Origin of the sequence: Nostoc sp. (assembly GCF_036916655.1) — a bacterium.
Taxonomy (GTDB): Bacteria; Cyanobacteriota; Cyanobacteriia; order Cyanobacteriales; family Nostocaceae; genus Nostoc.
Genome location: NZ_JBALFY010000090.1, coordinates 64,914 through 76,516, shown reverse-complemented (window position 1 = coordinate 76,516; position 11,603 = coordinate 64,914). Strand labels below are relative to the sequence as shown.

Below are 11,603 nucleotides of genomic sequence, written 5' to 3'. Positions count from 1 at the left end.
CAAATGCTCTCAATGCAGTAACTAAAAAAGACATTATTGGCTGGTTCACTCACTGCTGTTACTATATTGCACCCAACTGAGAACCGCTATAGTTAAAAAGATTTTTCAATCTGAACAGCCACAGGACTTATACATCAGCATCGACTAAAACAGTGTATGTTCTAGCCAATTGAAAACAGCGTGTAAATAGTGGTATGCTTAACTTTAAGCCTAAGTTTGTGGGAGCAATTCGCGGGTGTAATTCAGTGGTAGAATGTCATCTTCCCATGGTGAACGTCGTGGGTTCGAGTCCCATCGCCCGCTTTACAAAAAAGCCTTATTTAACAAGTATCTTAACGATTTGCTCTGTAAACTCTTGTGTTGAGGAATGAGCGCATTATCCTTGAGCTAATCTAGTCCTGGTATAACCCCTTGACCTTCTGCTATCTTGCGCTTGCTTATGCGATCGCTTTTTGGTTTGCTGTTGTTTAATTTTTCTCGTTTGGCTCGGATTCGTTCTAGTAAGACTGATGCAGGTTCATCATCAGGATCTTGGGGGACGAGTTCACCCCGGAAAGCTTTGGCGAGAATGGATTGATTCAGGCGATGAAGCTTGTCTCCTGTATATTGGTACTGTTTTTCAACTATTTCAATCATTGACATTAAGCGAGATACAACCTGAATAATCTCTACTTGTTCTTGTAAAGGTGGAATTGGTAAAAATGTTGATTTAATCATGCTTAAGTTCAAATTAGGCTGAACTCCACCTGATGCTAATTTTCGGATATCAGTGTAGTTTTTTTGAAAAAAGAGTTTGACAAGTGGCTGAATTTTACTAGCAAGTCCTCCTAATATCAAAGCTGCACAGGCTTGATTAGTTGCAGCTTCAATTAAAAGTTCAGCAACCTTACCGCGTGTTTTTCCTTCACCATACATAGCTACTAGCAGAGTATTTTTTGGGAAAATCTTTGCATTGGTTTCTTGAATAGCTATAGGTGTGATAAATTCTTCAGCTTTATCTATAAAAAGATTGTTTAATGCTCCACTTGTTATCCAAGGAATTATTCCATTTTCATAATATTTAGGTTCATTGCGTAAAGGAGTTGCACCTGTGCCAACATCAGCCAAATGCTCAACAGATGCCCAACTCCAAGCATGAGGTAATTCTGGTAAATTAAAACTATTTATCGTCTCAGGTTCTTTGTACCGCGATTTCCACTTTTCATCTGTGCGTATTGTGCCACTAGCTTTTAATTTTGCAAATTCTTCTTCTTCCCATCGTTGACGACGATCGCGCTTAATTCTCTCTAGCAAAACTGAAGCAGGTTCAACATCTGGGTTTTGTTCGCGCCAATCTGCTGTTAAATCGCCTCGGAAGGCTGCGGCGAGGACGGATTGGCGGAAGCGATCGCACAATTGAGGTATACTCTCTAGCGCTTCCTTGGCTTTTTGGGTGCGATCGTTCAACTCCTCAATTTTGGCAACAATCCGCTTTTGTTCTTGGATGGGTGGAAGAGGTACGAAAACTTTATTAAGTATTTCTATATTTATATTTGCTTGTGCTGTAGCTGGTGCAAATTGCGCTAAATCTTCTCGTATAGTTCGGAGGAAATATTCAATGAAATAAGAATCAGCTAATCTATCATCAGTGATTAGACCAACAATGCTATCTGGAAAACACGCATCAAAACCTAAAATCCCTGTATCTGCAATATTCGCAGCTATTGTTATACAAATTGTGCCTTTTGGAAAGATGCGGCTTTGTTGAACACCCAATTCACTATACATCTTTGAGAAGCTAGAAATTCTTCCTCCTGAACGTGCTACTTCTCCAGTTTGAATAAAGGGAACAAAATCACCATACAATTTTGGATCATTTCTTGGTCTATGCTTAGATTTACCTCTCTTTAATTCGCCCAAATTTTTGAGTAATATGTAGCACCAACCTTCAGGCAATTCTGTTAATTCATCACTCATATCAACCAATTCCGTTAATCCTCATCCTGTCCTAAAAACAAACCTTCTAAATCCTGATAGCCACTAACAACACGTAAAATTTAAACACCTTCCTCAATTACAAGACTTTAAGCGTACAAATCTTAATCATTCACCAGCCTGAGTGCGTTTTTGTCACAGCTTTTCACGCAACCTCTCAAATACATCCTTTGCATCCAGTACCTCAGCTCGTTCAGCCGACTCAATTCCCAGCTGAATTTTCTGCTGTAATTCCTTAAACCTGCCTTTATATATGTTCTCACTCGTCATCTAGCGAGTTTATTTTGTTGCTCAAGTTTCTTGCTCCCAATCTTCAATTTGTAACCCATTTACTCAACTAAACTCGCGTACATTATGCGTCACTAAAATTAAATTATTAGCCATTGCAATAGCCGCAATTTGTAAATCATTTGGGCCAATAGGAGTCCCATTAACTGACAATCTTGCACGAATTATTCCGTAAATCATGGCTGCATCATCATCAAACGGCAACGAAATAAAGAATTGCAGAAACTCTTGCTGTCTAGCAAGGGTTATTTCCGAACTATTACTTTTCATTGCACCATAAAATAACTCACCTTTAACTACAGAACATACCGCAATATCTTCAATATTTTTTGCTCGTAAATGCTCTCTGATTGCTGGTGACTTACCATTAAGATAACGAGCGCGAACATTACTATCTATTAAATAAATCACACAATCTCTTCCCTTTCCTCAAAATCGCCCTCATAATCAATAACAATAGGATCATCTTGACAACTGCCATAAGTTTTTTCAAAAAAACCAGGCGGCCATCCTTTACCTTCAGGTGTATTATGTTGAATTTTACTGTTATTTTTTGACTTACTTTTCAAGTGAAGAAACTCCACAAAATCTAAAACTTCCTCTTGTTTATCTTGGGGAAGAGAACGCCAGTGGGTTAATAATTCTTGTTCTGCACTCATTAGTATTTACTCACTAAGATTACTCATGTTTCTATTCTAAAGTTGGCATACCCACGGAGGAACTAACAGCCTCCGCAGCTTCTTCGCCTTCCAGCAATATCATTAAAGCTTCCATCTCCTTGGTTGCAATTCGCAGTTTCTCCATAATCTCAGCAGCAATCACCTCTGGCTCAGGTAAATTATCCCCAGATTGCAAACTTTCATCGCGTAACCAAGAAATATCAAGGTTTTCATTACGTTTTTCAATATAATCCCGTGTAAAACACCGAAAACGTTCATTCTCTCCTAAATCTACACGAGGATGATTGCCATTAGGGTCATCTCCATAGCATTGCTTAAACTCAGCGAAATGCTCACGAGTTAAAGGATAACGCTTACCAAAACTGGGCATATTGGTTCGCATATCATAGAACCAAACTGCTTTGGTGTTGCCTTTTTCGGTTGTGCCACGTTGGAAAAATAAAACATTCGTTTTCACACCCTGAGCATAAAATATTCCAGTGGGCAACCGTAAGATTGTGTGCAAATTGCACTTATTCATCAAGTCAGCCCGAATTGCTCGTCCCTGTCCATCCTCAAATAGTACGTTATCGGGTAAAACCACAGCCGCCCGTCCCCCTGGTTTGAGCGATCTGTATATGTGCTGCAAAAACGCCAATTGCTTATTTGAGGTGGGATAGGTGAAATCATCTCTCGAAGGTAAACCACCACCCTTTTTAGTGCCAAATGGCGGATTAGTGAGAATTACATCGGCTTTCGCTAGTCGCTGTCCTTGTGACGAAAGGGTATCACCCAAATCTACAGCACCCTCGATTCCGTGTAACATCATATTCATCAACAGCAAGCGGTGAGCATCCTGCACCAACTCCATGCCATAAAACGCCTGATGCTGCTGGAATGATTGCTGGGCTTCTGTCCATTCAAAAGGGTCATGGTGTCGACGAATATAGCGATCGCCTGCAATCAAAAACCCCCCCGTACCCGCAGCAGGATCTTGGATCAATTCTCCTGGTTGTGGCTTGATGAGGGCAACCATGCAATCAATCAAAGGTCTAGGGGTGAAATACTGTCCCGCACCAGATTTCTTCTCATCCGCATTTTTCTGGAGTAGCCCTTCGTACAAATCGCCAAACTCATCTCGATGCTCGGAAAACCAGTCCAATTCATCAATACTGGTAACAAGCTTTTTGAGGATGCGCGGTATTTTGAGAGAAGTTTGAGCATTAACAAAAATCGCCTGTACCCGTTGAGAGGAATTTTCAGAACCCAACATCAGTAAGAGCGATCTATAAAATATTAGTTGTTCCGTCTCACCCTTATTAACCAAATCACCCCAACGATATCTCTCCGGTAATTGCTTTTCAGTCCCCGTCTCCTGTGCCATTTTCAAAAATAGCAAATAGGTTAACTCTGTAACATATTGTAGGTATGTAACACCATCATCTCGGAGAACGTGGCAAAGGTTCCAAAGCTTTTGAACAATATCGGAGGTAGCTGGCATATATAGGAATTTAAGGCGTTTATACAAGTCAAATTACCCCCCTTAGTCCTCCCTTGGAAAGGGGGAAATAAGAAAACCTAGTTCCCTCCCCTTTCCAAGGGGAGGGTTAGGGTGGGGTAACTTCCCTCAACAAACAAATAACTTCCCTAATTTTATCCACCACACCATCAATATTTTGATAAACTTCCTGATTAGTAAATCTCAAAATCTTCGTACCTTTTGATTCTAAAAATACTTGGCGATCGCGGTCATATTCTGGGACTTCATCTTGATAGTGACTATCACCATCGATTTCTATGGCCAGCCTCAATTCTGAAGAATAAAAATCAACCACAAATCTTTCAATACTGTATTGTCTGCGAAATTTACAGCTTTCAATTTGTTGACTTCTAAGCTTTGCCCAAACTATTTTTTCAGCTAGGGGCATATTGTTTCTTAGATTTTGCCGTTTTTGCTTTTCTAAGGTTTTATTATAAAGCTTTATCATCAGTACTTTCATATTTCTTGACTATGCTTATTTTTCCCAAATTACCTCCTTTTTTCATAAGATATACACAGGATTTGGAGTTTGTTTATATACGGTTTTTACCCCCCTTAATCCCCCCTTGGAAAGGGGGGAAACTGGAAAATCTAGTTCCCTCCCCTTTATAAGGGGAGGGTTAGGGTGGGGTATCAAGCAACATCCCAAATATTTTTGTGAATCTGGATCACAATATTCTCTAAATCTCCGCCAAAAACCTTATTGAGTCTTTCAAATCCGCCACCTTGGGTTTTAAATTCTCCTTTATCCAAAGCTTCGCGATCGACGATTGTTTCGGCTTTCATCTGTTTGCCAATGCGTTCTAACCACTGGCGTTGAGGAGAAGTCCAAGGCTGACTGGCGAGAATTTTTTTCATAGCCCGATCTACCCGTTCTGTGTAGGGAATCAAAGCACCACCTAAAGTAGCCTGACGGATAAAGCCAATGATAGAAGCAGCAATATCTTCATTGGTAACTTCTCGCCATGCAGTTTTTAGGTTAATTTCTGTATATCCAGCCGTATATAGTCCTATTTGTAGTTCCTTGAGTTGCGCTCTAGTCAACTCACGGGGACGCTGTGTAACAATCATTAAAGCGGGAATCTTGTTCATGTTCTCTAACAAGAAAGCTCTAAAGCTATCTAAATAATCTTCTGGACGTTCGGCATTGCCATAACCCCGTTCAATAGCCACTAACTCATCAGCATGGCGAGAAACCAGCATTGGCACAGTTCCACCATCTCGAAGATCCAGAATTTGAGCGATCGCTTTTCTTTGTTCCCACCATTCCCTTACCTGCTGTGGTGTACTTTGTTTGAGATGAGAAACCATATTTGATAATGGCATTCCGGTGATCGCTTCTAACTGTTCTTGATTGTTAGGACTCAAATGCCTGCGTTTGCGCTGAATTTTCGCCAGTAGTTGGTTAATGACTGTTTCTAAAGCATCAGGATTTTTGACTGTTTCCAACTCCTCCACCAATTGAGTAAAGGAAATATTGGGGTTAACCACCACAGGTTTCATACTAGAGACAGGAGCGATCGCTTCATATAATCGCACCGCATCAAAAATCCGAAAGACCTCTTTGTTGATTTCATCACAAAGGCGGGTTGCCCTTCCCAACATCTGCTCGTAGAGAATGCGGGAATTGACGCGACGAATAAACACTAAATTACAAATCGCGGGAATATCAATTCCTGTGGTAAGTAAGTCTACAGTAACAGCCACCTTGGGATTCACTTCATTGCGGAACTTGCGAATCAACTCTAATGGCTTATCTGCATTGCCTGTAATTTTGACAATTGCATCATCCTCCACACTGCCGTAGATAGACTGAAACGCTTGTTTAAGTTGGTTAACCACAATATCTGCATGAGCGTCAGTAGCACAGAAAATCAGCGTTTTTTCTGGCAGTGATGGATCAATATGCTGGGCTAAGGCTTCACAGACAACTCGGTTAAAATCTTCTGTAATTACTTTGCGGTTAAACTGTTCTACCTCAATTTTTACCTCATCAGGCGCATGAACTAAATCAAGTTGCCCAGTTTGGGGATTGAAAAATTCCATCTGCTCACCAGGATTCCAAACCATCCCCTCCTCAGATAACTTTGTCCTAATCTTGAAAGGTACTTCATGGTCAATTAACCAGCCATCGATCACAGCTTCTCGATAACTGTAGATGTAAACAGGTTCACCAAAAATTTGGGTGGTGTGTAGTGCGGGAGTTGCAGTTAAACCAATTTTTACAGCGTCGAAATGCTCCAAGACTCGACGGTACTTTGAGACGTAATCGTTAAAATCCCGAAACTCTAGTTCGCGATCGCTTAATTCTCGATCTAGTAAATAGCCCCGGTGACACTCATCCACGACAATGCAATCATACTGGTCTGGTGTAATTACAGATGCACTATCGGAGGGGTAAAGAACTCGTTTAACCATACCTTGCACCGTGGCAATATGCACTTTGGTATCCCGATCGAGTTCAATATCTTTGAGATCCTTAATCTCGAAGATATCAGCAAAACTTTGTAGGTTCTCCATCCGGGAATCTTTAAAGGCATTGGAGGTTTGTTCTCCCAGTGCAGTGCGATCGACTAGAAATAAAATGCGCCGAAATCGCTTGGTTTTGAGTAACCGATACACTAAAGCAATACAAGTTTTAGTTTTGCCTGTACCTGTTGCCATTGCTAACAGTAATATACGTTGTTCTCTGGCTAGCGCAGACTCTACTGCTTGGATGGCACGAATTTGATAATCACGCAACTCTAGTCCATAGTTAAAGCCTTCCTGGGTTAAACGAGTATTTGCCTGGTCAATATCTTGAGCTAAGGCATCTAATAACCCTTGAGGACTGTGCCATGTGGCAAGGCATATCCGCAGATTAGTTGGACGGCGCAAATCACAGAACCAAATCCCACTCTTGGTCTGAAGCTGCTGCAAATAAGGTCTACCGTTGGTAGCAAATACAAAAGGCACTTTGTAGTTTTGCCAAGGGCCACCAGCCAAAACTTCCTCGCCCAAGACTTGGAAATCTTCACTGTAGCGTTTGGCTTGGTTCAATGCTCCTTCAGAGACATTTTTACTCTGACGCTTGGCTTCTACTACTCCGACAATCTGCAAGCCACAGAATAAGGCATAGTCGGCTCGTCCATTAGCGGTGGGATATTCTGCGATCGCTAAATTTCTTCCTTTCTGAGGATGTACCCCATTTTGATAAGTCAATTCTTCTGAATCTGCTTCCCATCCAGCCGCACGTAATTGAATATCAATCAGTCGGCGTGTCTCCCTTTCATCCAGCAGCACTCCACTTTCAGCGACTTGGGCTTGAGTAATTGTCTGCTGAATTGTTTGCTGTGAGTGGTTTTGAGCTTGGGCTTGAATTTCTGCTAAATGTTGTAATACCTCCTGCACTTTGGCTTGGGCTTCCCGTGCCAAATCTTCGGCGGCGGTGCGTCCTTGTGCTTCAGTTTCCGCAGTTACTAAATGCTTTTGCGCCTCATCTCGCAAGCGTGCTAACTCAGCTTTGAGTGTCTCTGTCTCTATTTTTGGGTCGGCAGGAGGAATAAACGCCCCTGGATCAAAATTGCGACCTCCACCAAAAGCGCGATGAAACCATATCCCTAACGCACGAGCATATTTCAGCCCACTTAACGCCGTGCGGTGATTGCCAGAAAGCTCATGAGTCGCCTGATTACCAATTTTCCGCAACTCATGAAACAGACGATCTACTTCACCTTTGATTAAACCGCGATCGCGCAACCGATTGAGTAAATCAATCTGCCGTTCATCTGCTACCTCATAAAGCCCAATATTGGCTGCTGCTAATTGCGCTAGCAATTCACCAAACTGCCGCAACTTAATCAAACAAGTATTGGGATCGTCAGCAAAATATCGCTCTGCTAAAGCACCTAAGCGCACAAGTTGTTGATCGTGGACTGCAAGAAATGAGAAGTTTAACGACTCTGGCATATCGGCTTATAGAAAAGCACCCTGATTTTTGTGTTTAGAGTTACTTAAAAAATCTCAGTAATTCTAATCCGGTCTTATCAATTAAGTTATAACCCAATACAGTTTAGTTAAGCATTTGTCTCCTCTCTCAGTACCCTCTGCGGTAGCCTGCGGCAGCCCTTCAGGTGACGCTCCTAAGGTCGCTAATGCTGCTTCACCGCTTTGCGTCTAGGTTAAAAAAATTGACTTTAACAAAGGGTTTTAGTCTTAACCCAAGCGTATTGGGCTTTGGCTTAAGTTGACGCCAATAGACAAATGTGCCCCCCGACAAAGTATCCACACAATCGAAGCCTGAGGGATTTATAGAAACACATCTATCCTATGAGGTATTTTATACAAAAAATAAATAAATCTTTACATAGTTATTTAAAGATGATGTAATCTCAGCGTTCAAAATCAAGGCTGTAAAGCTGAGAACTCAACGCCTTACCGTCTATCGGAGGTAGCAAAAGCAAAGGAGAAATGTCAGGATTAGAGGATGTACCTTTGGGGAATGATGTCAAGTAGGTGAAATATTTATTAATATTATTAGTAGGAGTGTAAATTCAGTGACAAGAGTCCGAAAAAATTTCTCATGGCGTTATTTCGCATCAATCACCAGATTCTTCACTAACGGAGCAGAAGATTATGAACGACCAGCAACCATCAGACTCTAAGCAATTCGTCGGGAATCTTAAGAATGGTATTTGGCTGTTTGGCCTATCATCCTGGGTATTTGGCATTACCGATCGCAGTATTGCTTCATTTGCAGATGGCTATCTATCTGCTTTGGATTTGACGCAACTATTCACAGCTGCGACGTTTTTTGTGGCGTGGCTATTTTTAAAACCGACATCCAGAGTTTAAATTAAGCAACTGATTGAGTATCCATTCACTCTTGATGCCAGTCTGATCGAGATGCATAAGTTGCCGATTTTGCTTCATCCTACCTCTGCATCCAAGAAAAGTGCAGTTAGATAGCGTCTTTTCGCTTGCAAAGTCAGAGTTATAGCTCCTGTGATTTTGATGTGTCTAGAAAAATTTTTCTAATTTTCTGGAATTGATTACGCTCATGTAGTAGTATCTATCAGATTACCGATTTATACTGAAACTCTATAACGAACCTTCGGGGAATATAACCCCATTTCGGATTAAAAGCCCAGTCTTCATGGCTGGGCTTTTGACAAGTAATTAAAAAAATTGGGGTAACTCTGGGATTTTCCAGAGTTACCCCGAATTTTAACAGTGATGAATTAAAAACAGTTTTTAACTCATCACTTCTCATGAAATTAGGCAAAGGCGGCGGTTGTCACGTCGTTATTTGACAGAATTTCTTGCAACTCTTCAGCATCTACGGTTTCTTTATCAACCAGCATTTCAGCTATCTGATCCAAAATGTGGCGGTTACGCACCAACACTTCTTTAGCGCGTGTATAGGCTACATCTACAAGTTTGCGGACTTCTTCATCAATGGCGGCGGCGGTTTCTTCAGAAAAATCGCGCTCTGACATGATATCTCGTCCGAGGAACATGTTACCTTGTTGACGACCAAGGGCAACAGGGCCTAAGCGATCGCTCATCCCAAATCGGGTAATCATTTGACGAGCAACACGGGCTACTTGTTGTAAGTCGTTAGAAGCACCAGTAGTAACTTCTTCTTCACCAAAGATTAATTCTTCAGCAATCCGACCACCCAAAGCTACAGCCATCTGATTTTCTAGATAAGCGCGGCTGTACAAACCAGTGTCCATCCGGTCTTCGCTGGGGGTAAACCAAGTTAAACCACCTGCGCGACCGCGAGGGATAATGCTAATCTTTTGCACTGGGTCATAATCTGGCATCAAAGCACCAACTAAGGCGTGACCAGCTTCGTGATATGCTACCAAAGTTTTGCGCTTTTCGCTCATTACCCGGTCTTTCTTCTCTGGCCCAGCTAATACGCGATCAATCGCGTCGTTGATTTCATCCATTGAAATCTCAGTCAAATTCCGGCGTGCTGCCAGAATTGCGGCTTCATTCAATAGGTTGGATAAATCTGCGCCAGTAAATCCAGGGGTACGACGGGCAATTTTATCCAAATCCACATCTTTCGCCAAGGTTTTGCCACGGGCGTGTACCTTGAGGATTTCGCTACGTCCGGCATAGTCGGGACGGTCTACCACAACTTGACGGTCAAAGCGACCAGGACGCAATAGGGCTGCATCTAGGACATCAGGACGGTTGGTAGCGGCAATAATGATGATGCCAGTGTTGCCTTCAAAGCCATCCATTTCTGTAAGCAACTGATTGAGGGTTTGTTCCCGCTCATCGTTACCACCACCTAAACCTGCACCGCGTTGACGACCTACGGCGTCAATTTCATCGATGAAGACGATACAAGGAGCATTGGTCTTAGCTTGTTCAAACAAATCGCGGACGCGGGATGCACCCACACCAACGAACATTTCCACAAATTCTGAACCGGAGATTGAGAAGAAGGGTACACCTGCTTCACCAGCTACGGCACGAGCTAGGAGGGTTTTACCTGTACCAGGAGGGCCAACTAACAACACACCTTTAGGAATTTTTGCACCAACAGCGGTAAAGCGATCAGCGTTTTTCAAAAAGTCTACGACTTCGTTTAATTCCAACTTGGCTTGGTCAATACCAGCGACATCGCCAAATGTCACCTGAGTTTGTGGTTCCATTTGCACTCTGGCTTTGGATTTGCCAAAGTTCATTGCTTGGCTACCTGGGCCACTTTGAGCGCGACGTAGCAAGAAGAATAAGCCAACCAAAAGTAATACAGGGAAAAATAAGCTGCTCAGTGCCTTAAACCAAAATCCTTCGTCGGTTTGGGGCAAAACAGAAATATCAACGCCTTTAGAAGTCAGAGTATTAATCAAGTCTGGATCGTTGACTAAGGTAACAATCCGTTTTGCTGGGTCATATTTGGGTGTAACCAGTGCTGTAGAGCGATCTGCACTCAAACTGACTTTTTCTACTCTGCCTTGCTGAACTTCTTGAATAAAGCGACTGTATCGCCATGTCTCTCTGCTTTGGGGTTGTTTGTCAAAAAATGCTGTTCCCAGCGCAATGACGACAATAAACAGCAGCGCGTACAGCCCTGCATTTCTCCATCTTTTATTCACTAAGGTCTATCCTCCGGTATTTTTCGCGCGTTAGCTCTCAGTGGC

Annotated in this window: 9 protein-coding genes and 1 tRNA gene; 2 read left to right on the top strand and 8 right to left on the bottom strand. The window is 42.3% G+C overall.

From position 1 onward, the window contains the following. The first annotated feature begins 231 nt into the window (after nucleotides 1-231). A tRNA-Gly gene (locus V7L31_RS23925) sits at nucleotides 232-303 on the top strand. 84 nt (nucleotides 304-387) lie between these two features. Here V7L31_RS23925 and V7L31_RS23920 read toward each other — a convergent pair. The 7 genes from V7L31_RS23920 to hsdR all read right to left on the bottom strand — a co-directional run bounded on the left by V7L31_RS23920 (nucleotide 388) and on the right by hsdR (nucleotide 8,409). After that, nucleotides 388-1,956, bottom strand: coding sequence for a restriction endonuclease subunit S (locus tag V7L31_RS23920; RefSeq protein WP_334698566.1), 1,569 nt, complete (start codon nucleotides 1,954-1,956; stop codon nucleotides 388-390). A gap of 153 nt (nucleotides 1,957-2,109) precedes the next feature. Then, complete coding sequence (locus V7L31_RS23915; RefSeq protein ID WP_334698565.1) at nucleotides 2,110-2,244, bottom strand: hypothetical protein; 135 nt, start codon at nucleotides 2,242-2,244, stop codon at nucleotides 2,110-2,112. Between the two features lie 63 nt (nucleotides 2,245-2,307). Next, nucleotides 2,308-2,673 carry a type II toxin-antitoxin system VapC family toxin gene (locus tag V7L31_RS23910; protein ID WP_334698564.1) on the bottom strand — a complete coding sequence of 122 codons (366 nt, stop codon included), beginning with the start codon at nucleotides 2,671-2,673 and terminating at the stop codon, nucleotides 2,308-2,310. Continuing rightward, nucleotides 2,670-2,921: a DUF2281 domain-containing protein gene (locus tag V7L31_RS23905; protein ID WP_334698563.1), complete on the bottom strand. Its 252-nt coding sequence runs from the start codon at nucleotides 2,919-2,921 to the stop codon at nucleotides 2,670-2,672. The genes V7L31_RS23910 and V7L31_RS23905 overlap by 4 nt, the downstream gene beginning before the upstream one ends. A 31-nt stretch (nucleotides 2,922-2,952) precedes the next feature. Next, entirely contained in the window at nucleotides 2,953-4,422 is a 1,470-nt protein-coding gene (locus V7L31_RS23900; RefSeq protein ID WP_334698562.1) for a class I SAM-dependent DNA methyltransferase, read from the bottom strand. Nucleotides 4,423-4,528: 106 nt separating this feature from the next. Next, nucleotides 4,529-4,921 carry an endonuclease domain-containing protein gene (locus tag V7L31_RS23895; RefSeq protein ID WP_334698561.1) on the bottom strand — a complete coding sequence of 131 codons (393 nt, stop codon included), beginning with the start codon at nucleotides 4,919-4,921 and terminating at the stop codon, nucleotides 4,529-4,531. Between the two features lie 173 nt (nucleotides 4,922-5,094). After that, nucleotides 5,095-8,409, bottom strand: a complete 3,315-nt coding sequence (hsdR, locus tag V7L31_RS23890) for a type I restriction-modification system endonuclease (RefSeq protein ID WP_334698560.1) — start codon at nucleotides 8,407-8,409, stop codon at nucleotides 5,095-5,097. Between the two features lie 666 nt (nucleotides 8,410-9,075). Here hsdR and V7L31_RS23885 point away from each other — a divergent pair. Continuing rightward, the gene (locus V7L31_RS23885) at nucleotides 9,076-9,294 is read left to right on the top strand and encodes a hypothetical protein (RefSeq protein ID WP_179067842.1); all 219 of its coding nucleotides are present in this window, start codon (nucleotides 9,076-9,078) and stop codon (nucleotides 9,292-9,294) included. A gap of 422 nt (nucleotides 9,295-9,716) precedes the next feature. On the opposite strand, the gene ftsH3 is transcribed toward V7L31_RS23885, so the two are convergent. Continuing rightward, entirely contained in the window at nucleotides 9,717-11,558 is a 1,842-nt protein-coding gene (gene ftsH3 / locus V7L31_RS23880) for an ATP-dependent zinc metalloprotease FtsH3 (protein WP_179067843.1), read from the bottom strand. Nucleotides 11,559-11,603: the final 45 nt, after the last annotated feature.